This is a genomic window from Sanguibacter antarcticus (assembly GCF_002564005.1).
GTDB lineage: Bacteria > Actinomycetota > Actinomycetes > Actinomycetales > Cellulomonadaceae > Sanguibacter > Sanguibacter antarcticus.
On sequence record NZ_PDJG01000001.1, the window covers coordinates 2,315,769 to 2,339,634 of the forward strand.

Below are 23,866 nucleotides of genomic sequence, written 5' to 3' on the forward strand. Positions count from 1 at the left end.
CAGCCAGCCCGCCCAGCCAGCCCAGCCCGCCCAGCCCGCCCAGCCAGCCCAGCCGGGCCGGGCCGGGCCGGGCCGGGCCGGGCCGGGCCGGGCCGGGCCGGGCCGAGCCGGGCCGGGCCGAGCCGAGCCAGGCCAGGCCGAGCCGAGCCGAGCCGAGCCAGGCCAGGCCGAGCCGAGCCGAGCCAGGCCAGGCCGAGCCGAGCCGAGCCGAGCCAGGCCAGGCCGAGCCGAGCCGAGCCAGGCCAGGCCAGGCCCGGCGCCCTAGAGGAGGTCGCGGACCGCCGCGTACTGTTCCCTGATGACCGGCTCGACCGGTGCCTCGAACACCTTGGTGCCTGCGGGCGGGCCCCAGTCTGGGGCGTCGGCCTCGCCGGAGAGGGCCCAGGCTGCTTGGCGTGCGGCGCCATCGGCGACGTACTCCCCCGGCTGCGGCACCTCGATGGGGAGCCCGAAGACCTGCGGGGCGATGTGCCGCACCGCGTCGGACCGTGCTCCACCGCCGACGAGCAGCAGCCTGGTGACCTCGACGCCCTGGGCGCGCAGCGCGTCGAGCCCGTCGGCCAGGCCGCAGAGCATGCCCTCGACCGCGGCGCGCGCGAGGTGCGCCGGGGTGGTCGTGGCGAGGCGGAGACCGTGGAGGGTCCCGGTCGCGTCGGGCCGGTTGGGTGTGCGTTCGCCCTCGAGGTACGGGACGAGGACGAGCCCGTCCGCGCCTGCTGGTGCGCTGAGCGCGAGCGCGGAGAGCCCGGCGTGGTCGACGCCGAGCATCCGGGCTGCGCCGTCGAGCACGCGGCTGGCGTTGAGGGTGCACGCGAGCGGGAGGTACGCCCCGGTCGCGTCGGAGAACCCGGCTGCCATGCCGGTCCCGTCCGCTGCAGGCACCGCCGAGACGGCGGAGACGACACCGGAGGTCCCGAGGGAGATCGTCACGTCACCGGGCACCATGCCGAGGCCCAGTGCGGCCGCGGCGTTGTCTCCGGCACCGGCACCGAGCACGAGGCCGTCGTCCAGACGGATGCTCTCGCCCGGCTCGAGGACCCGCGGGAGGACGATCCGTGAGGACGCGCCCTCGCCGAGGGCGAGGTCGAGCAGGTCGAGACGGTACTTGCCGGTGGTTCCCGAGAAGTAGCCGGTCCCTGAGGCGTCGGATCTGTCGGTGACGAGCGCGGAGAGGTCTCTGGCCGCGCCGGGCGTGCCGCCCGCACCGGAGATCTGCCAGGTCAGCCAGTCGTGCGGCAGGCACACGGCAGCGATCCGGGCGGCGTTCTCCGGCTCGTTCTGAGCCAGCCAGCGCAGCTTTGTCACGGTGAACGACGCGACGGGGACGGACCCGGTCGCGTCGGCCCACGCCTGCGGTCCGCCGAGCTCGGCCGTGAGGTCGATCGCGGCCTGGGCCGAGCGGGTGTCGTTCCACAGGAGCGCTGGACGGATGACGTCGCCGTGCGCGTCGAGCACGACCATGCCGTGCTGCTGCCCGCCGACGGACAGCGCGGAGACGTCGTCGAGCCCGCCGGCGACGGCGACGGCGGCGCCGAAGGCCTCCCACCACGCGGCGGGGTCGACCTCGGTGCCGTCGGGGTGCGGCGCAGAGCCGAAGCGCACGAGCGCTCCGGTCTGCGCATCACGGACGACGACCTTGCACGACTGCGTCGAGGAGTCGACGCCCGCCACCAGGGTCCGGGGGGACCCGGTGGTGGGCGACGTGGTGGGAGCCGTCATCAGCCGATGAGGTGGCGCAGGGCCAGCTGGTTGAGGCTCACGAAGCCGAAGTCGCGCTGAGCGGCGGCCTCGGGGTCGAAGTCTTCGAACGCCGAGCGGTCGGCGAGAAGCTCGGTGACCGTCTCGCCGGCACCCAGCGTCGGGGTCGCGAGCTCGAAGATGCCGGCCTGCTCGAAGGCTGCCTGCACCTCGGGGTCGGCGCGGTACTCGCTCGACTTCCTGGCGAGCATCTCGTACATCTCCATGTTCGCGGACGCGGAGTCCCAGACGCCGCTCTCGACCTCGGTGCGCGAGGGCTTGTAGTCGAAGTGGCGTGGGCCGGTGTACCGGGGGCCGTCGGGCGTGCCCGGGAAGCCGTTCTCGACGAGGTCGACCGTGAAGAAGGCCGAGAGGAGGTCGCCGTGACCGAACACGAGGTCCTGGTCGAACTTGATGGAGCGCTGACCGTTGAGGTCGATGTGGAAGAGCTTGTCCGACCACAGCGCCTGGGCGAGTCCGTGCGTGTAGTTGAGGCCTGCCATCTGCTCGTGGCCGGTCTCGGGGTTGAGCCCGACGATGTCGCCGTGCTCGAGCTCGGCGATGAAGCCGAGGGCGTGGCCGATGGTCGGGAGGAAGATGTCGCCGCGAGGCTCGTTCGGCTTGGGCTCGAGGGCGATCTTGATGTCGTAGCCCTTCTCCTTGATGTAGCCGGCGACGAGGTCGACTCCTTCGCGGTAGCGCTCGAAGGCGGCGTGCAGGTCCTTGGCGCCGTCGTACTCGGAGCCTTCGCGGCCGCCCCACATGACGAAGGTCTTGGCACCGAGCTCGGCGGTGAGGTCGACGTTGCGCAGGACCTTGCGCAGCGCGAAGCGGCGCACGGAGCGGTCGTTGGAGGTGAAGCCGCCGTCCTTGAACACGGGGTGGCTGAAGAGGTTGGTGGTGACCATCTCGATGGTCATGCCGCTCTCGTCGGCGGCGGTCTTCAGCTCGCCGAGGATGCGGTCGCGCGTGGCGTCGTCGGAGCCGAAGGGAACCACGTCGTCGTCGTGGAAGGTGAAGCCCCACGCGCCGAGCTCGGCGAGCTTGCGCACGGAGGCGGCGGGGTCGCGGTGGGGGCGGGTCGCGGAACCGAACTGGTCCTGCGCGTTCCAGCCCACGGTCCAGAGGCCGAAGGAGTAGTTGATTCCGGAGGGTGCAGACACGGGGTTCTCCTCGTTGAGACTGTCGTCGTCGCGACCTGGCGTCGCGATTAGTTGTATGGATGAACTTAACCCCATGAGCGGCTAAGGTCAACACCATGGACACCAGCCCTGCAGTCGGGCAGCACTCGCTGCGCGAACAGAACCTCGCCGTCGTCGCACGCGAGATCTTCGCCGCGCACACCCCACCCTCGCGCGCCGAGGTCGCCACCGCGACCGGTCTCACGCGGGCCACCGTCTCCGCCCTCGTCGACCGCCTCATCGAGTCGCACATCGTCGCCGAGCTCGCCCCCACCCACTCGCGCCGCGCCGGCCGCCCGGCCGTCCCGCTCGTCCCCGCCAGCGCCACGCTCGTCGGGATCGGCCTCGAGATCAACGTCGACTACCTCAGCGGCACCGTCCTCGACCTCACCGGCGCCACGCTCGCATCGATCACCGCACCAGGGGACTTCCACGCGAGCGACCCCGCCCGCACCCTGCGCCTCCTCGGCGACCTCACCGCAGACCTCCTCGCCCACGTGCGCCGCGCCGGCGCCGCACCGCGCATCGCCGGCGTCCGCCTCGCCCTCCCCGGGCTCGTCGAGAGCCAGACCTCGACGCTGCGCACCGCGCCCAACCTCGGGTGGGCCGATCTCTCCCCCCTGGACACGAGTGCGATCGCCGCGCACGTCGACGGCGCACCGATCACCCTCGCCAACGAAGCCAACCTCGCAGCGCTCGCCCAGCTCTCCCGCCTACGCACCGACGACAGCACGCCCGACTCGTTCCTCTACGTGTCCGCAGACGTCGGGATCGGCGCTGCGATCGTCCTCGACCGGGGGCTCTTCCTCGGCGGCCGCGGATGGAGCGGCGAGCTCGGGCACGTCGTCGTCGACCCTGCCGGGCCCGCCTGCTCGTGCGGCGCGACCGGGTGCCTCGAGCAGTACGCCGGCACCGACGCCCTCCTGCGCGCCGCGCGCCTGCCCCGAGGCTCGACGATCGCCGACCTCGTCGACGCCGTGAGCGACTGCGACGCCGCCGCCGTCGCAGCCCTCGACCGCGCAGGCCACGCCCTCGGCGCGGCGCTCGCCGACTTCGTCAACCTCATCGACGTCCCGACGATCCTCCTCGGCGGCGCGTACTCCGAGCTCGCCGACCTCCTCGAGCAGGTCGTCCTCACCGAGCTGACCACGCGGGTGCTCGCTGCCCGGTGGTCGACCTTCGCGGTGCACCGCGCACCGGTCGGCACCGGTGCGGCCACCATCGGCGGAGCGCGCCAGGCTCTCGCCGACGTCGTGAGCGACCCGACCCCCTGGCTTGCAGCCCCGCGGCCACCCGGCTAGGTATCGTTCTCGCATGCTCACGACGCCCACCTCGACCGGACCCGATGCCTGACCCCGACGAGCCGCTGCTCGCGCCCGACGAGGTCGTCGACCTCGACAACTGCGCGCGCGAGCCCATCCACATCCCCGGACGCGTCCAGCCACGCGGGTGCCTGATCGCCCTGCGCGCCGTGAACCTCGTCGTCCTGCAGTGCTCGACGAACGTCGCCGACCAGCTCGGACGCTCCGCGCAGGAGATCCTGGGCCAGCCCCTCGACGTGGCCATCGGCGCGTCCGGGGCGAACCTTGTGGCACGACACCTCATGACCTCACCACGCCTGCAGGGACGCAACCCCCTCCTCGTCGAGGTCGACGTCGACGGCCAGACTCTCGAGATGGACGCGATCCTGCACCGTCCACCGACCGCCGACGGCCGCCCGGACGACGCGCTCGTCGTCATCGAGCTGGAACGACCCCAGGGCCCACGTCCGCTCACCTTCGGAAACACGTACGAGGCCGTCCGCGACGCCGTCGTCGACCTCAACAGCGCCGGCTCCCTCGACCAGATCTTCGAGCTCGCCGCACGCCACGTCCGCACCCTCACGCGCTTCGACCGCGTGATGATCTACCAGTTCGACGCGGACCACAACGGCATGGTCGTCGCCGAGGCCAAGCGTGCGGACCTCGTCCCGTTCCTCGGGCTGCGCTACCCCGCCTCGGACATCCCTGCCCAGGCCCGCGCGCTGTACGAGAAGAGCTGGATCCGCCTCATCTCGGACGTCGCGTACACACCGTCGGAGATCGTCCCGACGGTCAACCCCGTGCGGAGCGCCCCGCTCGACCTCACCCACGCGACCCTGCGCAGCGTCTCCCCCCTCCACCTCGAGTACCTCGCCAACATGGGCGTCCGGGCATCGATGTCGATCTCCCTCATGCGCGACGACCGGCTCTGGGGGCTCATCGCCTGCCATCACTACGCCGGCCCGCACGAGCCCTCCTACGGGGTGCGAGCGGCCGCGGAGTTCCTCGGCTCGACCCTGTCCCTGCGGCTCGTCGCCCAGGTGGAGGAGGACCGTCTCACCGAGTCCCGCCGTGCAGCCGCGATCCTCGCGCGACTCGTGGCACGAAGCCGCGACGAGGTGCGCCGTCTCGGGGAGGCACTCACCGACGACGACGGCCTCCTCACGCTCACGCACGCCGACGGCGTGGTCCTCTTCACGGAGGGTGACCTCACGACGACGGGCGACGTCCCCGACGAGCCGACCTGCCGCGCCCTGGTCGACTGGGTGTGCGCGCAGGAGGAAGAGATCGTCGTCACCGACTCGATGACCCTGTCAGCCCCGTCCCTGCCGTCGGCCCCAGAAGCGACGGGGATGCTCGCTGCACGGCTGCCCGACGGGCAGGCGGTGCTCTGGCTCCGGCACGAGACGAGCCGCGACGTCGACTGGGGCGGCGACCCGCACGACAAGGTCCGCTCGACGACGCTCGACGGAGACGTCCGGCTGAGCCCGCGCAAGTCCTTCGACCTCTGGCGAGAGGTCGTCCGAGGGCACAGCGAGGCGTGGAACTCCGACGTGGTCGACGCCGCCTCCTCGATCCGCAGCCACCTCGTCGAGGCTCTCTACCTGCGTGCACGACGCGACGACCGTGCGGCGGAGGCGATGCAGCGCTCGATGCTGCCGTCGTCGTTGCCCGCCCCGCGTGGCTGGACCCTCGAGGCCCGCTACGAGACCGCGGACGGCGGACGCATCGGAGGCGACTGGTACGACGCCCTCATGCTGCCGAGCGGGACCCTCGCCGCGGTCGTCGGAGACGTGGCGGGGCACGGCCCCCGGGCCGCGGCAGTCATGGGGCAGGTGCGCAACGCCTTGCGTGCGGTGCTCGTCCGCGACGAGGACCCAGCCCGTGCCGTCGCCGAGCTCGATCGCGTCGTGCGGTGGATCCTTCCCGACCAGTTCGCAACCGTGCTGGTGGCTCTCGTCGACCTCGACGACGGCACTGTCCGGTACGCCTCGGCCGGCCATCCTGCGCCGCTCCTGCTCGCCGCCGACAACTCCTCGGTGTGGCCGCGGCCGCTCGGCTCCGCTCCGTTGGGGGTCCTCTCGGGCGAGGTGCGGTCTGGTCGACTCGAGATCCCGGCCGGTGGCGGCATCGCCTTCTTCACCGACGGTCTTGTCGAGCGTCGCACCGAGTCCCTGCACGACGGCGTGGAGCGTCTCCAGCAGGCGCTGACCTCAGGGCGTGGGATCGACGACGCGATGGCTCTGTCCCATGCGTCCGGCGCCTACGACGACGCGACCCTCTTGATCCTCTGCCGAGACCGGTGAGGTGCGGAGCGCCTGGGGCGGGCCGGCTGCTCGGCGGCTCAGGACTCCGGAGCCGCCGGGACGAGCCGGAACATCTCGGTGAGCCCTGTGACGTCGATGATCCACCGGACACGCTCGGGAACGTTGGTCAGGGTCGGCACCTCGTCTTCAGGGGTCGCACGCCGTGCGTCGTAGAGGATCCGCAGGCCGCTCGAGTCGATGAAGGTCACGTCGCTCATGTCGACGTCGACGGGGGTCGCCGAGCGGCGGTCGACAGACCACACCTCACGGAACTTCTCGTGCACGGAGATGTCGATCTCTCCCGTGAGGATCCAGCGGCTCTCGTTCTTGTCGTCGAGCGCGAACGCTCCGACCTCGGCGTTGCCCATGGTCTCCTTCAGTCGCTCTGGCGTCATCAACAGCACACTATTGCAGAACGGTGCGGACCGTTCCACACGAGCGCCACCTATCCTGTGAGCCTCTGCTGCGGACGAACGCAGGCCGTCGCGTCACGCAGCGAGCCTCGCGACGCGATGGCATAGTTCGACTTCTGTTTCACACCCCCACAAGCCGACCCCGAGGAGAGGTTCATCGAGTGAGCGAGATCAAAGCAGGGCGACCACCGGAGAACTTCGAGGTCTGTCGTACGTGGTTGCTCGACTCGATCGAAGGTCTCGGCCAGCTCAGAGGATCGCTCTTCAAGGAGCTCACGGGTGACGAGTTCCGCTCAGGCTCGGCGCTCGACGACGTCCCCGAGAAGATGGTGCTCGTCGTGAGCGAGCTCGCGACGAACGCCCTTCGCCACGGAAAGCCGCCGACGATCGTCACTCTCATGGCGAACACCGACGAGCACCTCCTGGACGTCGCCGACCACGACGTGTCCAGCGAGCCGGTCATCGCCCAGGCGCGAGAGATGGGCGCCGGCGGTTTCGGCCTCGTCCTCGCCCAGCGGCTCGCCTTCGACGTCGGCTGGTACGTGACCGACCGCACCAAGCACATCTGGGCACGTTTCCCGTTCCACCACGAGCCGCAGGCCTGACCGACCCAGACCTGCAGCACCGGGCCTGTCGCCGACGCGGCCCTGGCTCGTCAGACCTGCTGCCTCGGGGAGGCATCATTTTCGGGAGCGAACGGACGGATCACCCAGGGCTCTTGTCCTCGAGGATTCAAGTACCCGCGGTAGGTGTCGATACGTCAGGCATGGTCAACCGCCAACCGCTGGAGCTCGCTGACGTCGACCGCGTGGTCGCGCGTCTCCTCCGGACTCACCCTGGAGCGACCGTCGCCGGTCTTCGTGCCGACGGCTCGCTCGTCGCTGCTCCCCCGGCCCTCCGCCTCGGCCGCCAGCGCCAGCGCCAGGCCGACCGGCTGATCCACACCCACCGTTCGTTGCACGCGCCGAGCGCGCTCGACCTCGTCGCACCCGCTCACCGTGAGCGCGTCGCCCACGCATGGGACGCGGTCCTGCGCGCACGGGTCGCCGACACCACGGTCGACCTCGTCGACGGTGGCGCCGTGGCACTCCACCTCGTGGACGCCCGCCCGCGCCACGGAGTCCTGCTCGCCGTCATCACCACGGAGGACGGCCGCAGCGAGATCGACCGGATCCGCGCGGACCACGAGCAGCTGCGTGCCCGCGAGCAGCTCCTCCACCGGCTGACCGAGACGCTTCCGTCCGGAGTCGTCCAGATCGACGAGGCCGGGCGGATCGTCCACAAGAACGACCGCACGGCGCTTCTCGTGGGCAACCCTGCCGCGACCACGCTCGTGGACCAGCTCGGCTGGTGCGCGCCGGAAGACTCCGCGCTCGTCAGGGACACCATCGAGGCGGTGCTCACCCGCGCCCAGGACGGCGACATCGAGGTGAAGGTGGACGCCCCGGGTCTCGCACGACGCGTCTTCCACGTCGCGCTGCGTGCGCTCACCACCGACACGGGCCAGGTCTCCGGCGCGATCTGCTCGCTCACAGACGTGACGCAGGCCAGCGTCCTGCGCCACGAGCTCGCGGTGCGCGCCACTGTCGACTCGCTCACCGGGTGCCACAACCGGGCGTCGATCATGGCGACCCTGCACGGCGCCATGGCTGGCGAGAAGACGGTCACGCAGCGGGGGATCGCTGTGATCTTCGTCGACCTCGACCGCTTCAAGTCCGTCAACGACCGCTTCGGTCACGCGATGGGCGACGCCGTCCTTGCCGCGGCAGCCGACCGGATGCGGACCGGGAGCCGGTCCCGCGACGTCGTCGGCCGGGTCGGTGGCGACGAGTTCGTCGTCGTGTGCCCCGACGTGGGCGGCCCTGCCGACGCTCTGCACACTGCGCAACGCATCGCTGACCTCCTCCGCGAGCCGGTCGAGCACCAGGGCATGACGATCGCGACGAGCGCCAGCGTCGGGGTGGCGTGGACCGACAGCTTCGAGGAGTCTCCCGACGCGCTCGTCGCCGAGGCAGACGCCGCGATGTACCGCTCGAAGCGCGCAGGGACGGGCCAGGCTGTCGGTCAGTGACCGCCCGGGCTCAGCGTGGGAGCGGGGCCTCCCCGAGGAGCCATGCCACCTCGCTGCGCAGCAGCGTCCGACGGGTGGCCGAGTCGTACGAGCGGACGTCGTGCCCGAGGCTGTCGTAGACGACGCGGACACCGCCGGCCTCGTGCACCCACACGACCGGGTGCACCACCCCGTCGTGCCGCTGGGTGAGCAAGACCTGTACCTCCGGGGAGACCCGCAGGTAGCTGTACCGCTCGTCGAACGCGGTCACCGCACCCGACACCCGTGAGACGAGCGGCGAGACCACCGGATGGTCAGGATCCGAGACCGTGAACGTCGCCGGGCCGATCGGCGGGTGCATCGACATCCCCTCGACCCACCGGCCGCCGAGGATGCGCTCCCAGTGCTCGCTGTCGGCGAAGGAGCTCGCCGACTGGTGGAGCCCGAGCACCGGCCGCCCTGCGTCGGCCCACGCGCGGACCGACTCGTGGAACGGGGCCCATGAGGCGTCGTCGCCGTCGTGCTCGGCGTCGGTCCGGCCCGGGGAGGTGTTCACGACGAGCAGGTCGAAGCCTGCGGTCTGCAGGTCGTCGAGGGCGTCACGAAACGACCCACGGACGACGACCTCGTGGCCCGCCTCGCTGAGCACCGTCGCGACCCGGTGCGAGGTCGCGGCCATGTCGTGCCACACGTCCTCGTACCGGCCGCGACCGGACACCAGGAGAATCTTCTTCACGTCTGAGGAGGTCATGGCGTCAGCGGTTCGTTCCGTCGATCGCGAAGGCCTCGATCGCCGCGATCTCGTCCGACGTCAGGGGTGCTGCGTGCGCGGCCTGGACGTTGTTCTCGAGCTGGGCGACGCTGCTTGCACCGATGAGTGCAGACGTGACGCGGTCGTCGCGCAGCAACCAGGTGAGCGCCAGCTGCGCGAGGCTCTGGCCGCGGCCCTGCGCGATCGCGTCGAGGCCGCGCGCCCGCTCGAGGTACGTCGCGCTCAGCGTCGTCTCGGGCTTGAGGAAGTGCCCGACAGCAGCCCGCGAGCCCGCCGGGACCTCGCCGGACAGGTAGCGGTCGGTGAGCATGCCCTGAGCGAGCGGGGAGAAGACGATCATCCCGATGCCGAGATCGCCCACGGTGTCGAGCAACGACAGGCCGGTCGCGTCGGCGTCGTCAGGGTTTCCCGCGTCAGGGAGCTCGACGTGACGGTTGAACATCGAGTAGCTCGGCTGGTGGATGACGAGCGGGGTACCGAGATCGGCGAGCACCTGCTGCGCGGCGCGCGTCTGGGCAGGCGTGTAGTTCGAGATGCCTACGTAGAGCGCCCGGCCGCTCGTGACGGCGGTGTGCAGCGCCCCCATCGTCTCCTCGATCGGGACCGACGGGTCGGGGCGGTGGGAGTAGAAGATGTCGACGTAGTCGAGGCCCATCCGGCTCAGCGACTGGTCGAGCGACGCCAGGAGGTACTTGCGGCTGCCGCCGTTGCCGTACGGGCCGGGCCACATGTCGTAGCCGGCCTTGCTCGAGATGATGAGCTCGTCTCGGTACGGACGGAGGTCGGCGGCCATGTGACGGCCGAAGTTCTCCTCGGCGGACCCGGCGAGCGGGCCGTAGTTGTTCGCGAGGTCGAAGTGGGTGATGCCGAGGTCGAACGCACGGCGGAGCACGTCGCGCTGGGTGTCGAGCGGCGTGGTGTCGCCGAAGTTGTGCCAGAGACCCAGCGACAGCGCTGGCAGGTCGAGCCCGCTGCGTCCGCTGCGGCGGTACGGCATCGTCGAATAACGGTCGTCTGCTGCGAGGAAATGGTTCACGTCTCGATCATTCCACGGCACGCCCACCGGGCGGGAGGGCACCCACCGACCCGTGTCCAGTAACCTCGTGGCATGGATGCGCTGACGAAGCACGACGTCCGCGTCGTCGGGAACCCCGACGGCCCCCCGATCGTCTTTTCCCACGGGTTCGGGTGCGACCAAGGGATGTGGCGCTTCGTCGCCCCGGAGCTCGAGGCCACCCACCGCGTCGTGCTCTTCGACCACGTCGGGGCAGGCGGGTCAGACGACTCCGCGTTCGACCCTGTGCGCCACGGCCGGCTGGAGGGCTACGCCGCCGACGTCGTCGCGATCCTCGACGCGCTCGACCTCGGCCCGGTGACGTTCGTCGGCCACTCGGTGAGCGCGATGATCGGCGTCCTCGTCGCACGAGAGCGCCCCGACCTCGTCGCCTCTCTCGTCCTCGTGAGCCCGAGCCCCCGATACATCGACGACGACGGCTACCCCGGCGCCTTCTCGCAGGAGGAGATCGACGAGCTCCTCGAGACGATGGACGACAACTACCTCGGCTGGTCTGCGCACATCGCTCCGATCATCATCGGCAACCCGGACCGGCCCGAGCTCGGCGACGAGCTCACGGCGAGCTTCTGCCGCATGGACCCGGCGATCGCCCGGCACTTCGCCCGCACCACCTTCCTCTCCGACAACCGTGCGGACCTCGACGGGCTGAGCGTCCCGACGCTCGTCGTCCAGTGCCAGCACGACGTCATCGCCCCGATCGAGGTCGGCACGTACGTCCACGAGCACCTCGAGAACAGCCGTCTCGTCGTGCTCGACACCGTCGGCCACTGCCCCAACCTCAGCGCCCCCGACCAGCTCGTCGCCGCGATCACCACCTATCTCGCCGCGTGACGGACTCCGTTCCCGTCCCACCACCGCACGAGAGGTGGGAGCACAGCCCGAGCGGACTCGTGACCCTGCGCCTCGACGGCACGGTGCTCGAGGCCAACGCCACGGTGCTGCGCTGGCTCGGACGCGAGCGGTCCGACGTCGTCGACCGGGTCCGGCTGCCGTCGCTCTTCACGGTCGGCGGGCGGATCTACTGGGAGACGCACCTGTCGCCCCTCCTGCACGCCGACGGGCGCTTCGACGAGGTGGCGCTCGAGCTCAAGGGCGCGCACGGACGCCTGCCCGTGCTCCTCAGCGCCGTCGTCGTGGGGTCCGACGCGACCACGAGCGTCGTCCAGGTCGCGCTCTCCAGCGCACGCGAGCGCTCCCGGTACGAGCGTGAGCTGCTCGCGGCGCGGGCGGCGGCGGAGACGTCGGAGGCACGCGCCCGGCTGCTCTTGCGTGCAGCCTCGGCCCTCTCCAGCGCAGCCGACGTCATGAGCGTCGCCGACGCGCTCCTCGGCGCGGCGACCGAGTCGCTCGGTGCACGCTCGGCGACGCTCTGGGTCCCGGACCCCGCGCACGGGCTCCGGGCGATCGCGTCCGTCGCCGAAGACCCAGAGACCTCACCTCGACCTGATGCCGACCCCACCGGCCGCGTCGCCCAGGTGCGTCACGGGCGCGTCGTCGTCCAGCTGCACGGGATATCTGCCCTCCAGGGAGTGCTCTCGGTCGCGCCCAGCACGGACGCTGCCGCAGACCTGGTCGACCTCGACGCCCTCTCGGGCATCGCACAGCAAGGCGGCCTGGCGCTCGACCGGGCGACGCTCTACGAGCAGAACGCGAACGTCGCGCACCAGCTCCAGCGCTCGCTCCTGTCCTCCGAGGTGCCGTGCAGCGAGCAGTTCGTCGTCACGACGGCCTACCGTCCGGGCGTCGTCGGGCTCACGGTCGGCGGAGACTGGTACGACTCGTTCCTGCCCCAGGACGGCGTGCTGTCCGTCGTGGTCGGTGACGTGGTCGGCAAGGGCCTCACCGCGGCGAGCCGGATGGGCCAGCTGCGCAGCGCGGTGCGCGCGGTGGCAGGCCCCGGCGTCGGACCAGCAGCCCTGCTCACCCGGCTCGACGCCTTCGCCGGGCAGCTCGACGGAGCGACGTCCACGACGCTCGCCTACGGCGAGATCGACCTCCAGACCGGCAGCCTGCGGTACGCGTGCGCCGGGCACCTGCCACCGGTGCTCATCTCTGCCGACAGGCCGCCACGCCTCCTGTGGGACGGCCGGTCGGTCCCGCTCGGGGTGGAGGCCCGCGCGCGCACCGACGCCGAGGTGCACCTGCGACCGGGAGACCAGCTGCTCCTCTACACGGACGGCCTCGTGGAACGCCGGGACCGGTCCTTGCCCGACCGGCTGCAGGACCTCCTCGCCGCAGCGAGCGACCTGCCCGGCCGCCTCCCCGACGACGCAACCGCAGCGCTCATGGAACGGCTCGTCCGCCCGGGCGAAGGACACGACGACGTGTGCGTGCTCCTGCTGACCTGGCGGGGCCCGAGCCAGGCAGGACGCGAGCCGACCGGGTGATAATGGCCCCGGTGTCCGGAGCACTCCGGATCCACGAGACAATGGGGAGCGGGCCCGACCACCTCCGCGCGCCCACCCCCAGACCATCGACGAGTGCAGGATGTGCAGTGCCCCAGGCAACCCCAGACAGCGAGACCGTCCCCGAGACCGGGCCGGGCTCCGGCGCGGACCCGACCGTCGTCCTCGCCGAGGCCTCGCGGCGCCGCTCCTTCGCGGTCATCAGCCACCCTGACGCCGGGAAGTCGACGCTCACGGAAGCGCTCGCGCTGCACGCCCACGCGATCCGCGAAGCAGGCCGCGCCGACGGCAAGGCCGGCAAGCGCACTGTGTCCGACTGGATGGACATGGAGCAGGCCCGAGGCATCTCCATCACCTCTGCGTCCCTGCAGTTCACGTACCGTGACGCGGTCATCAACCTCGTCGACACCCCGGGTCACGCCGACTTCTCCGAAGACACGTACCGCGTCCTGTCCGCCGTCGACGCAGCAGTCATGCTCGTCGACGCAGCCAAGGGCCTCGAGGTCCAGACGATGAAGCTCTTCGCGGTCTGCAAGCACCGCGGCATCCCGCTCATCACCGTCATCAACAAGTGGGACCGCCCGGGCAAGGACGCCCTCGAGCTCATGGACGAGATCCAGGACCGCACCGGCCTCGTCCCCACGCCGCTCACCTGGCCCGTCGGCATCGGCGGCGACTTCCGCGGGGTCATCGACCGACGCACCGGCGACTACACCCGCTTCACCCGCACGGTCGGAGGCACGACGATCGCCCCCGAGGAGCACATGGCCCCCGAGGCAGCGCTCGCCCGCGAAGGCACCGCATGGACGACCGCGGTGGAAGAGTCGGAGCTCCTCGAAGCATCGGGCGCCGACCACGACCACGAGACGTTCCTCGCCGGCGAGACCACTCCCGTCCTCTTCGGTTCAGCCGTGCAGAACTTCGGCGTCCACGCCCTGCTCGACGTCCTCGTCGACGTCGCCCCCTCCCCGTCACCGCGTCCGACCGTCAGCGGCGAGCCTCGGGCGGTCGAGGCGCCGTTCTCCGCCTTCGTGTTCAAGATGCAGGCCGGGATGGACACCGCGCACCGCGACCGCCTCGCGTTCGCCCGCATCTGCTCCGGCGTCTTCGAGCGAGGGATGGTCGTGACCTCCACCCGGACCGGGCGACCGTTCGCCACCAAGTACGCTCAGCAGGTCTTCGGGCGCGAGCGCCACATCGTCGACACCGCGTACCCCGGTGACGTCATCGGCCTCGTCAATGCCGCAAACCTCCGAGTGGGAGATACGCTGTACCTGGACAAGCCGGTCGAGTACCCACCACTGCCGACGTTTGCACCTGAGCACTTCGCAGTCATGCGAGCCAAGGACGTGTCCAGGTACAAGCAGTTCCAGCGAGGCGTCATGCAGCTCGGCGCCGAAGGCGTCGTGCAGGTGCTGCGCTCAGACCTGCGCGGCGACCAGGCCCCGGTGCTCGCCGCCGTCGGCCCCATGCAGTTCGAGGTCGCACAGCACCGCATGGGCACAGAGTTCAACTCACCGGTCACCCTCGACCGGCTGCAGTACGAGATCGCCCTGCGCACCACGGCGGACTGGATCGAGGCGCTCAACGCGCAGCTCGGTGTCGAGGTCCTCCAGCGCGAGGACGGCGAGTACCTGGCACTCTTCCCGGACCGGTGGCGCGTCACCTCGGTCCGCAACCGCCTCCCCGAAGCGGTGCTCGACCCGCTCGTCGCCACGTGACGAGCCCACATCTTTGAAGAACGAAGAAACAGCACGAACCGGTTGCACTCCCGGACCGGTCAGCCCGGCCTCACCAGGCCCCTCACGACTGAAGGTAACGCTTTGCTCAGCTCCGTCAAGATGAACCTCTCCGCACCCCCGCCCCTCCCCCGTGGCGGGCTGCGCATCACCCCCCTCGGCGGTCTCGGCGAGATCGGCCGCAACATGACCGTGTACGAGTTCGAGGGCAAGCTCCTCGTCGTCGACTGCGGCGTGCTCTTCCCCGAGGAGCACCAGCCCGGCGTCGACGTGATCCTCGCCGACTTCACGTCCATCCGCGACCGTCTCAAGGACATCGTCGCGATCGTCCTCACCCACGGCCACGAGGACCACATCGGCGGTGTCCCGTACCTGCTCAAGGAACGCAGCGACATCCCCATCATCGGTTCCAAGCTCACGCTCGCGTTCATCACCGCGAAGCTCAAGGAGCACCGCATCCGCCCTCGCACCATCGAGGTCGAGGCCGGCGACACCTCCAAGCAGAACCCGTTCGACCTCGAGTTCGTCGCGGTCAACCACTCGATCCCCGACGCGCTGGCCGTCGCCATCCGCACCCGTGCCGGGATCGTGCTCAACACGGGCGACTTCAAGATGGACCAGTTCCCGCTCGACAAGCGGATCACCGACCTCAACCACTTCGCCCGCCTGGGCCAAGAGGGCGTCGACGTCTTCATGACCGACTCGACCAACGCCGAGGTCCCCGGCTTCACGATGTCGGAGCAGGAGCTCGTCCCCGCGATCGAGACGGTGTTCCGCAACGCACCGAAGCGCGTCATCGTGTCGAGCTTCGCCAGCCACGTGCACCGCATCCAGCAGGTGCTCGACTCGGCGCACGAGTCCGGCCGCAAGGTCGCGTTCGTCGGCCGGTCCATGGTCCGCAACATGGGGATCGCCGAGGAGCTCGGCTATCTCAAGATCCCCCGCGGCCTCGTCGTCGACCTCAAGAAGCTCGAGTCGATGCCTGCCGACAAGATCTGCCTCGTGTGCACCGGGTCGCAGGGCGAGCCCATGGCCGCGCTCTCCCGCATGTCCAACGGCGAGCACGTCATCAAGGTCGAAGAGGGCGACACCGTCCTGCTCGCGAGCTCGCTCATCCCGGGCAACGAGAACGCCATCTACCGCGTCATCAACTCGCTCACCGACCTCGGCGCGACGATCGTCCACAAGGGCAACGCCAAGGTGCACGTCTCCGGCCACGCCAGCGCGGGCGAGCTCGTGTACTGCTACAACATCGTCAAGCCGAAGAACGTCATCCCGATCCACGGCGAAGCCCGTCACATGCGCGCGAACGCGGCGCTCGCCGTCAAGACGGGCGTGCCCGCCAACAACGTCATCATCGCGCAGGACGGGACCGTCATGGACCTCGTCCGCGGCAAGCTGTCGGTCGTCGGCAAGGTGCCTGCCGGATACGTGTACGTCGACGGTCAGACAGTCGGCGCAGCGACCGAGGACACGCTCGCCGAGCGCCGCGCGCTCGGCTCGAAGGGCATCGTCACGGTCCTCGCGCTCGTCGACCTCGACCTCGGTGTCATGGCCGAGAAGCCCGAGTTCATCACCCGCGGGTTCGTCCACGACGGGCACACGTTCGACGCGGCCGTCGTCGAGATCGAGAAGGCGCTCGCCCAGCTGCCGAAGCGCGACGCCGGCGACATCGACAAGATCGAAGGCGTCATCGCCAAGTCCGTCGCCCGCTGGCTCCAGCGCACCTACCGCCGCGAGCCCCTCGTCAACGCGATCGTCGTCGACGCCTGAGACCGACCACGAAGCACCCGCACCAGCTCAGAGCCCGCACGCACCCGCGTGCGGGCTCTCGTGCATCAGGTGCACACTGTGAACGCGAGCACGTCCTCCATCCAGGTCCTCATGGACGACCCGAGGCGGTCGATTGGATGTCCATCTTCACTCCACGAGAACACTCACGTGCCGCACTCACGGCACACGTGGGCTTCGGGCTGACGCTCCTCGTCTTCGGGACGACCCGCGCCCTGACGGACGGTCTCCCGAGCGGGGTCGCGTTCCTCCTCGCGACGCTCGTCCCGATCGTCGTCATCGTCGTGATGCTCGCACGCTCGCGGCCTCCGTCCGTCACGCCGTGGGTCATCGCCCTCGTATCGCTCCTGTTCTCCACGGTCCGCGACGTCGCATGGTTCACCGACCTGCCCTTCGAGCGCGACGAACAGGTGGCCGGACTCGTGCTGGGCATCTCCCTCGCGGTCGCGTACACCGGGATGCTCGCCGCCGCGGTCGTCATCGTCATCCCGATCGCCCGCGGCGACGGTGGCGCGATCATCGACGCCGCGATCCTCTCGGTGAGCGCTGCGGGACTTCTCTGGATGCTGGTGCTGGCCCCGGCGCTCGACGCGCAGGACGCCGGGGGCGCCCTACGGTCGCTCACCCTTCTCGCAGCGATGCTCGTGTGCGGCACGACCGGGGCCGTCGCCCGTGCCACCTTCACTGCGCGCTCAGCGCGTCCCACTCTCGCGTACCTCCTCGTCTCAGCGTTGGCTGCGCTCGTCGCCACCATGCTCTCCGCGACGACGCTGCTGGCGGAGACGACCACCGGGGGCACGGTCACGGACATCATCTGGATCACCTCGTTCCTCGCGCTCGCCGCCGCTGCCGCGCACCCTTCGCGCTCGGAGCTGCGCACCCCAGGACGTGTCCGCGCTCAGGCGCTCACCGTCCCGCACCTCGTCGTCCTCGGCCTCGCCGTCTGCTCGAACCTCCTCTTCGCCGGCGTCCTCGAGATCCAGGGCACCGGGGCGGATCCCTCGCTCCTCATCATCGGGTCGCTCGTGGTCGTCCCGCTGTTCCTCGTGCGGGTCTGGCAGCTCGCGGGCCTCTTCGAGACCGCCCGGGCAGACCTCGAGCGCCAGGCCCACCACGACGACCTCACCGGGCTGCCGAACCGGCGGGCCGCGACAGCCCACCTCACTGAGACCGTGCAGCACGTCGAAGACGGCACCCTGGCTGCAGCACGGGTGTGCTTCCTCGACCTCGACGACTTCAAGGCGATCAACGACGACCACGGCCACGGAGCCGGTGATGCGGTGCTGGCCGAGCTCGGGGCACGCCTGCGCGCGTGCGCACAGGACGACGACTTCGTCGCACGTCTCGGTGGGGACGAGTTCGTCGTGGTGCACCCGTGCGAGGACGACGAGCTCGAGGCGCTCACCATCGACCGGGTGCGTGATGTCTTCGCCGAACCGATCGCCGTCCAGGACACCGTGGTTCGGCTGGGCGTGAGCATCGGGTCCGTCACCGTGACGGACCGCGAGCACCTCACGGTCGAACGGGTCCTGTCGCTCGCCGACTCGCGCATGTACGCCGACAAGCGGCGCGATCGCTCAGCCGGCTGACGGTCGAGGACGCCCGAGCACACCGCCCGGACCCTCTTCTTCATATCCGGCAGCAGGTGCCGATGAGAGAAGCACTATGACCGCATCGAGGCCGAGAGGTTCCGGTCACCGCACCACAGTGGCGGCGTCCGTCGTCACGCTCGTGCTGTGCTGCGCCTATGCCCTGAGCGACGGTGTCGTGCGTGGCAGCGTGTCCCTCGCCTCGACCGTCCTTCCGGCCGTCGCCGTCGTCGTCGCTCTCCGGGTCCGCAGACTGACCGCCCCTCTTCCGTGGGTCGTCGAGCTCGGGGGCCTCCTCTGTCTCGTGGTCGTCAGCGTCACGTGGCTCGTCCAGGTGAACATCCAAGGCGCGCCTCGGTCGACCGGCATCGTTCCTCTGCTGTTCTTGCCGCTGGGATATCTCGGCTTCCTCATCGCCAGCGTGCTCGTCATCCTGCCGATCGCGCGGAGAGACGGCGGAAAGATCGTCGACGCAGGGATCGGAGCACTCGCTGGGGCCGGGCTGCTGTGGACGTTCGTCGTCCTCCCGGTCCTCGACGAGCGCGACGCTACGCTGCAGGAACGGACGTTCACGCTCCTCTCGCTGCTCCTCCTCTGCGGCGTGACCGGGGCCCTGGCTCGAGCGATCGCGTCCGCCGAGCGAGCACGCCCGACCCTTGCGTTCCTGCTCGTCGCGGCGCTCATGTCCGTGGTCGGGCACGTCTCCAAGGTCCTCACAGCCGACCCGGCAACAGGCACGGCGGCCTCCTGGGTCGGCGTGCTGTGGATCACCAGCTATGTTGCGATGGGTGCCGCGCTCCTCCATCCGACGAGCGAGCACCTGTCCGATCCGGGCCGGGTGCAGAGCGCTCGTCTCTCGGTCGCGCACCTGCTGTTCCTCTGGGCGGCCCTGTCGATCAACCCGGCGGTCGCGATCATCGGCAAGCTCGTCGGCCGCACCCCGGACATCGTGCTGCAGAGCACCGTCGCGCTGCTCATCGCCCCGTTGATCATCGCCCGGGTCTGGCGGATCGCCCAGCTGTACGAGAGCGCCAGAGTGGATCTCGTCCGCCAGGCCACGCACGACGCGCTCACCGGTCTGCCCAACCGACGGGCTGTCGCGACGCACCTCGAGACGATCGTGCGCTCGGTCGACTCCGGCACCCTGTCGGCGGCCCGCCTGTTCTTCCTCGACCTCGACGGCTTCAAGTCGATCAACGACGTGCACGGCCACACGGCAGGAGACCACGTGCTCGTCGAGGTCGCCCGACGTCTGCGCGGAGCAGTGCGCCGCGACGACTTCGTCGCGCGGATGGGTGGCGACGAGTTCCTCATCCTCATCCCCGAAGACTGCCCCGAGCTCGCGGCGCACACCGTCACCCGGATCCGGGACGCCCTCGCAGACCCCGTCGCCGTCGCCGGCACGACGGTCATCGTCGAGGTGAGCGTCGGGTCTGTCCCCGTCACGCGCGCAGACGGCGAGAGCGTCGAGCGGCTCTTGTCGCTCGCCGACGCCCAGATGTACATCGACAAGCGCAGCGGGCACCCGGCGAGCTGACGCGACGTTCCCGGAGGCCACGAGGCGCCTCGGGATACGCCCGCTCCCCCCCCTACCCCTACCCCTACCCCTACCCCAGCGAGGCGAGCAGCTCGGCGCGCGCACGACGTCGGACCGCCTGCTCGCGCGGGTCCGGCACGGGGACGGCCGCGAGCAGCGCCCGCGTGTACTCCTGCTGCGGGTCGCGCAGCACGTCCGCCGTCGTACCGACCTCGACGAGCTTGCCGTTGCTCATCACCGCGACGTCGTGCGCGACGATGTCGACGACCGCGAGGTCGTGGCTGATGAACAGGCAGGCGAAGCCCATCTCGGCCTGGAGCGTCCGGAAGAGCGCGAGGACCGTCGCCTGGACGGACACGTCGAGCGCGCTCGTCGGCTCGTCGGCGACGAGCAGGTCGGGGCTCAGGACGAGCGCACGCGCGAGGCTCACGCGCTGACGCTGCCCCCCTGAGAGCTCGTGCGGGTAGCGGGCGGCGAACGCGGCCGGCAGCTCGACTGCGTCGAGCAGCTCGAGCACGCGGGCACGGCGCGACGCGTGGTCGCCCTCGTCGTGGACGACGAGGGGCTCCGAGATGCACGCACCGACGCTCGCCCGCGGGTTGAGCGACGCCGCCGGGTCCTGGAAGACGAAGCCGAAGCGACGACGCAACGCTCGCAACGACTGTGCCGACGCGTGTGCGAGGTCGTCGCCGAACACCTTGACGCTCCCCCTGGACGCGGGCACGAGCCCGACGGCACACCGTCCGGCGGTCGTCTTGCCCGAGCCAGACTCGCCGACGAGGCCGAGGACAGCACCGGGCGCGATGGCGAAGGAGACGTCGTCGATCGCCCGCACGCTCGGGCTGCCGAGCCGCCCGGCGAAGTCGACGACGAGGTTCTCGACCGCGAGGGCCGGGACCTCCCGGGTGCTCTTGCCGGGTTCGACCGTGCTCCCGGGGTCCGCTGCCGTCGAGGTTCGTGCCTGGTCCGGCTCGACGACGGTCGCGTGCGGTGCGGCGCCGGGAAGCTCGGTGCGGGTGGCCCGGCCGAGGTACGGCACCGCGGCGAGCAGCCGCTGGGTGTACGGGTGCTGGGGCGATTCGAAGAGGTCTTGGACGCTCGCCTGCTCGACGACCTCGCCGCGGTACATGACGACGACGCGGTCTGCGAGATCCGCCACGACACCCATGTTGTGCGTGATGAGGACGATCGCGGTGCCGAGCCGGTCCCGGAGGTCACGCAGCAGGTCGAGGATCTGGGCCTGGACGGTGACGTCGAGCGCGGTCGTCGGCTCGTCGGCGACGATCACCTCGGGGTCGCACGCGATGGCGATCGCGATCATCACGCGCTGCTTCTGCCCACCGGACATCTGGTGGGGGTAGGACCTCACGCGTCGCGCAGGGTCGGGGATCCCGACGAGCTCGAACAGCTCGACGGCGCGGGCCATCGCTGCGCGCCGGCTCATGCGCTTGTGGGCGCGCAGGGCCTCGCAGACCTGCCAGCCGACCGTGCGCACAGGGTCGAGCGACGTCGACGGCTCCTGGAAGATCATCGCGATGCGCCTGCCGCGCACCTTGCGCATCGCGTCCCCGCGCAGCGTCGTGAGCTCGACGCCGTCGAGCGTGGCCGAGCCCGTCACGGTCGCGTAGCCGGGGAGCAGGCCGAGGAGCGCGCGCGAGCTGACAGACTTGCCCGAGCCGGACTCCCCCACGACGGCGACGATCTCGCCGGGCCCGACGTCGAAGCTCGCGTTCCGGACGGCCTGGACAGCACCTGCGTCCGCGGCGAACGCGACGCTGAGCCGGTCGAGGCGGAGGATGGGCTCAGCAGTCATGAGTTGTCCTTGTCTGAGGTGTCCTCGGCCGGGAGGTCGGCGCCGGCGATCTCGGCCTCGTCGGCTGTCGTCGCGCCGCTGCCGCGGGTGCGCAGCAGGGGGTTGAGGACGTCGTTGAGGCTCTCGCCGACGAGCGTGACGCCGGTGACGACGAGGACGATCGCGAGGCCCGGGAACGTCCCTGTCCACCAGATGTCGTTCGTCGCGTCAGAGAGAGCCTTGTTGAGGTCGTAGCCCCACTCGGCCGCACTGGAGGGCTCGATGCCGAACCCGAGAAAGCCGAGCCCTGCGAGGGTGAGGATCGCTTCGGAGGCGTTGAGCGTCGCGAGGACGGGGATCGTCTGCGAGACGTTGGGGAGCACGTGCTTGAACATGATGCGCCGCGGCTTGGCACCCGTGATCCGGGCGGCGTCGACGAACGGCTCGTGCTTGACGGAGACGGTCGCGTTGCGGACCACCCGGAAGTACTGCGGCACGAACACGACCGTGATGGAGATGGCTGCCGCGAAGATGCCGCTGGCGGGCGTGGACCGCCCGCCCGTGATCATGATCGCGACGATGATCGCGAGGAGCAGCGACGGGAACGCGTAGAGCGCGTCGGTGACGAGGACGAGCCCGCGGTCGAGCTTGCCGCCGACGTAGCCGGAGACGAGCCCGAGCGGGACGCCGACCACGAGGGAGATCGCGACGGCGAGCACGATGACCTCGAGCGCGGTGCGCGCACCGAAGAGGACGCGAGACAGGACGTCCTGGCCTCCGACCGTCGTGCCGAACCAGTGCGCCGCGGACGGTGCCTGCTGGGTGCCGAACGGGATCCCGTCGATGCGGTCGTCGTTGAACCCGTAGGGAGCGAGGAGCGGCGCGAAGATCGCGACGAGCACGAAGACCGCGATGATGACGAGGCCCGTGACGAGCATGCCTCGCTGGAGACCGTGCGTAGAGCGCAGGAGCGCGACGCCGGGGATGCTCCGGCGGGACTTCTCTGGCGGGACGAGACCGTCGGTCTCGGCGGTGACGATGGCAGACATCAGTACCTCACCCTCGGGTCGACGAGCGCGTTGATCAGGTCGATGAGGAAGCTTGTGATGGCGACGACCACCGCGATGGCGGTGACGATCCCCTGGACGGCGACGAAGTCACGAGCGAGCAGGTACCGGGACAGGATGTACCCGAGGCCCTGCCACTCGAAGGTCGTCTCGGTGAGGATGGCCCCACCGAGGAGCAGCGCGATCTGCATCCCCATGACGGTGACGACCGGGACGAGCGCGTTGCGGAAGGCGTGCTTGCGCACGACGACAGACTCCGAGACGCCGCGGGCGCGGGCGGCCGTGACGTAGTCGGTGCGCATCGTCTCGAGAAGGTTGATGCGGATGAGGCGGATGAACACCCCGGCGGTGAGGAGCCCGAGCGCGAGCGCAGGGAGCACGGCGTGCTGGAGGACGTCGACGATGTAGCTGGTCTCGCCGTAGAGGATCGCGTCGACGAGCATGATGTTCGTCTTCGGATGGACGTTGTTCAGTGCGATCGACACCGACGGTGAGGCGCGTCCAGACGACGGCAGCCAGCCGAGCGTCGAGGAGAACAGCAGCTTCAGCAGGAGGCCGATGAAGAAGACCGGGGCCGCGTAGACGAGGATCGCGAAGAGGCGGATCGCCACGTCGGGGAGGCGGTCGCGGTGACGTGCGGCCAGGCGTCCGAGCGGCACACCGACGACGAACGCCACGAGCAGCGCCCAGAACGACAGCTCGAGCGTCGCGGCGCCGTTGGTGATGAGCACCTCGCTGATCTCGCGGCGGTCCGTCAGCGCGGTCCCGAAGTCACCGTGGAGGAGCCCGCCGAGGTACTCGAGGTACTGCGTGAGGATCGGCCGGTCGAAACCGGAGGCGGCACGCCGGATGTCGAGCTGCTCGGGCGACAGACGACCGCCCTGCGCCGCGGTGATCGGGTCCCCGATCACCCTCATGAAGAAGAACACGACCGTCACGAGGATGAGGACGGTGGGGATGACGAGGAGCAGCCGCACGAGGAGGTATCTCACGAGCGGGCTGCGTGGGAGGACGCTGCGTGGAAGGACGCTGACAGCCATGATGTCCGTTCTTCAGGGGGCCGGGGACGTCGTTCGGGGGACCGGCCGCCGCCCGAGGGCTGGCGACCGGT

At 70.4% G+C, this 23,866-nt stretch carries 17 protein-coding genes and 1 pseudogene; 10 read left to right on the forward strand and 8 right to left on the reverse strand.

The features are described 5' to 3' along the window. Positions 1 to 261 precede the first annotated feature (261 nt). Complete coding sequence (gene xylB / locus ATL42_RS10620; protein ID WP_098455311.1) at positions 262 to 1,719, reverse strand: xylulokinase; 1,458 nt, start codon at positions 1,717 to 1,719, stop codon at positions 262 to 264. Then, positions 1,719 to 2,900, reverse strand: a complete 1,182-nt coding sequence (gene xylA, locus ATL42_RS10625; protein ID WP_098455312.1) for a xylose isomerase — start codon at positions 2,898 to 2,900, stop codon at positions 1,719 to 1,721. The genes xylB and xylA overlap by 1 nt, the downstream gene beginning before the upstream one ends. A 95-nt stretch (positions 2,901 to 2,995) precedes the next feature. On the opposite strand from xylA, the gene ATL42_RS10630 reads away from it, so the two are divergent. Then, positions 2,996 to 4,219: an ROK family protein gene (locus tag ATL42_RS10630; RefSeq protein ID WP_098455313.1), complete on the forward strand. Its 1,224-nt coding sequence runs from the start codon at positions 2,996 to 2,998 to the stop codon at positions 4,217 to 4,219. Positions 4,220 to 4,263: 44 nt separating this feature from the next. Further along, on the forward strand, positions 4,264 to 6,525 hold the full coding sequence (locus ATL42_RS10635; protein WP_098455314.1) for a SpoIIE family protein phosphatase: 2,262 nt from the start codon (positions 4,264 to 4,266) through the stop codon (positions 6,523 to 6,525). A gap of 38 nt (positions 6,526 to 6,563) precedes the next feature. Here the strand turns inward: ATL42_RS10635 and ATL42_RS10640 are convergent, their stop codons facing one another. Next, positions 6,564 to 6,920, reverse strand: coding sequence for an STAS domain-containing protein (locus ATL42_RS10640; protein ID WP_098455315.1), 357 nt, complete (start codon positions 6,918 to 6,920; stop codon positions 6,564 to 6,566). A 179-nt stretch (positions 6,921 to 7,099) separates the two neighbouring features. On the opposite strand from ATL42_RS10640, the gene ATL42_RS10645 reads away from it, so the two are divergent. Together ATL42_RS10645 and ATL42_RS10650 are read left to right on the forward strand one after the other, a co-directional pair. Further along, positions 7,100 to 7,543: an ATP-binding protein gene (locus tag ATL42_RS10645; protein ID WP_098455316.1), complete on the forward strand. Its 444-nt coding sequence runs from the start codon at positions 7,100 to 7,102 to the stop codon at positions 7,541 to 7,543. A 161-nt stretch (positions 7,544 to 7,704) separates the two neighbouring features. Beyond that, complete coding sequence (locus tag ATL42_RS10650; protein ID WP_098455317.1) at positions 7,705 to 9,009, forward strand: diguanylate cyclase; 1,305 nt, start codon at positions 7,705 to 7,707, stop codon at positions 9,007 to 9,009. Between the two features lie 10 nt (positions 9,010 to 9,019). On the opposite strand, the gene ATL42_RS10655 is transcribed toward ATL42_RS10650, so the two are convergent. Further along, positions 9,020 to 9,739, reverse strand: a complete 720-nt coding sequence (locus ATL42_RS10655; protein ID WP_098455318.1) for a ThuA domain-containing protein — start codon at positions 9,737 to 9,739, stop codon at positions 9,020 to 9,022. Positions 9,740 to 9,743: 4 nt separating this feature from the next. Beyond that, positions 9,744 to 10,757, reverse strand: a complete 1,014-nt coding sequence (locus tag ATL42_RS10660; RefSeq protein WP_098456509.1) for an aldo/keto reductase — start codon at positions 10,755 to 10,757, stop codon at positions 9,744 to 9,746. Positions 10,758 to 10,868: 111 nt separating this feature from the next. On the opposite strand from ATL42_RS10660, the gene ATL42_RS10665 reads away from it, so the two are divergent. The 6 genes and pseudogenes from ATL42_RS10665 to ATL42_RS16970 form a co-directional block, all read left to right on the forward strand. Beyond that, positions 10,869 to 11,666, forward strand: coding sequence for an alpha/beta fold hydrolase (locus ATL42_RS10665; RefSeq protein ID WP_098455319.1), 798 nt, complete (start codon positions 10,869 to 10,871; stop codon positions 11,664 to 11,666). Next, positions 11,663 to 13,222, forward strand: coding sequence for a SpoIIE family protein phosphatase (locus ATL42_RS10670; RefSeq protein WP_143556742.1), 1,560 nt, complete (start codon positions 11,663 to 11,665; stop codon positions 13,220 to 13,222). Before ATL42_RS10665 ends, ATL42_RS10670 begins: the two co-directional genes overlap by 4 nt. Positions 13,223 to 13,329: 107 nt before the next feature. Further along, the gene (locus ATL42_RS10675) at positions 13,330 to 14,961 is read left to right on the forward strand and encodes a peptide chain release factor 3 (RefSeq protein WP_098455321.1); all 1,632 of its coding nucleotides are present in this window, start codon (positions 13,330 to 13,332) and stop codon (positions 14,959 to 14,961) included. Positions 14,962 to 15,081: 120 nt separating this feature from the next. Continuing rightward, a complete protein-coding gene (locus ATL42_RS10680; RefSeq protein WP_098456510.1) occupies positions 15,082 to 16,752 on the forward strand; it encodes a ribonuclease J in 1,671 nt (556 codons plus the stop codon). A gap of 137 nt (positions 16,753 to 16,889) precedes the next feature. Further along, entirely contained in the window at positions 16,890 to 18,359 is a 1,470-nt protein-coding gene (locus ATL42_RS10685) for a GGDEF domain-containing protein (RefSeq protein ID WP_098455322.1), read from the forward strand. A 1,108-nt stretch (positions 18,360 to 19,467) separates the two neighbouring features. Next, a pseudogene (locus tag ATL42_RS16970) lies at positions 19,468 to 19,896 on the forward strand (GGDEF domain-containing protein); the annotation flags it as partial. 70 nt (positions 19,897 to 19,966) lie between these two features. On the opposite strand, the gene ATL42_RS10695 reads toward ATL42_RS16970, so the two are convergent. Genes ATL42_RS10695 through ATL42_RS10705 form a run of 3 tightly spaced genes read right to left on the reverse strand, consistent with a single transcriptional unit; the run spans position 19,967 to position 23,795 of the window. Next, a complete protein-coding gene (locus tag ATL42_RS10695; RefSeq protein ID WP_098455324.1) occupies positions 19,967 to 21,709 on the reverse strand; it encodes an ABC transporter ATP-binding protein in 1,743 nt (580 codons plus the stop codon). Further along, positions 21,706 to 22,737 carry an ABC transporter permease gene (locus tag ATL42_RS10700; RefSeq protein ID WP_098455325.1) on the reverse strand — a complete coding sequence of 344 codons (1,032 nt, stop codon included), beginning with the start codon at positions 22,735 to 22,737 and terminating at the stop codon, positions 21,706 to 21,708. The genes ATL42_RS10695 and ATL42_RS10700 overlap by 4 nt, the downstream gene beginning before the upstream one ends. Further along, positions 22,737 to 23,795, reverse strand: coding sequence for an ABC transporter permease (locus ATL42_RS10705; protein WP_098455326.1), 1,059 nt, complete (start codon positions 23,793 to 23,795; stop codon positions 22,737 to 22,739). The genes ATL42_RS10700 and ATL42_RS10705 overlap by 1 nt, the downstream gene beginning before the upstream one ends. Positions 23,796 to 23,866 lie beyond the last annotated feature (71 nt).

Bases quoted from the DNA above. Each gene is read 5' to 3' on its own strand.
- ATL42_RS10640 (WP_098455315.1), bottom strand. From the start codon at position 6,920: ATGACGCCAGAGCGACTGAAGGAGACCATGGGCAACGCCGAGGTCGGA.
- ATL42_RS10705 (WP_098455326.1), bottom strand. From the start codon at position 23,795: ATGGCTGTCAGCGTCCTTCCACGCAGCGTCCTCCCACGCAGCCCGCTC.
- ATL42_RS10695 (WP_098455324.1), bottom strand. From the start codon at position 21,709: ATGACTGCTGAGCCCATCCTCCGCCTCGACCGGCTCAGCGTCGCGTTC.
- ATL42_RS10635 (WP_098455314.1), top strand. From the start codon at position 4,264: ATGCCTGACCCCGACGAGCCGCTGCTCGCGCCCGACGAGGTCGTCGAC.
- ATL42_RS10700 (WP_098455325.1), bottom strand. From the start codon at position 22,737: ATGTCTGCCATCGTCACCGCCGAGACCGACGGTCTCGTCCCGCCAGAG.
- ATL42_RS10665 (WP_098455319.1), top strand. From the start codon at position 10,869: ATGGATGCGCTGACGAAGCACGACGTCCGCGTCGTCGGGAACCCCGAC.
- ATL42_RS10650 (WP_098455317.1), top strand. From the start codon at position 7,705: ATGGTCAACCGCCAACCGCTGGAGCTCGCTGACGTCGACCGCGTGGTC.
- ATL42_RS10660 (WP_098456509.1), bottom strand. From the start codon at position 10,757: ATGCCGTACCGCCGCAGCGGACGCAGCGGGCTCGACCTGCCAGCGCTG.
- ATL42_RS10685 (WP_098455322.1), top strand. From the start codon at position 16,890: ATGTCCATCTTCACTCCACGAGAACACTCACGTGCCGCACTCACGGCA.
- xylB (WP_098455311.1), bottom strand. From the start codon at position 1,719: ATGACGGCTCCCACCACGTCGCCCACCACCGGGTCCCCCCGGACCCTG.
- ATL42_RS10680 (WP_098456510.1), top strand. From the start codon at position 15,082: ATGAACCTCTCCGCACCCCCGCCCCTCCCCCGTGGCGGGCTGCGCATC.
- ATL42_RS10630 (WP_098455313.1), top strand. From the start codon at position 2,996: ATGGACACCAGCCCTGCAGTCGGGCAGCACTCGCTGCGCGAACAGAAC.
- ATL42_RS10655 (WP_098455318.1), bottom strand. From the start codon at position 9,739: ATGACCTCCTCAGACGTGAAGAAGATTCTCCTGGTGTCCGGTCGCGGC.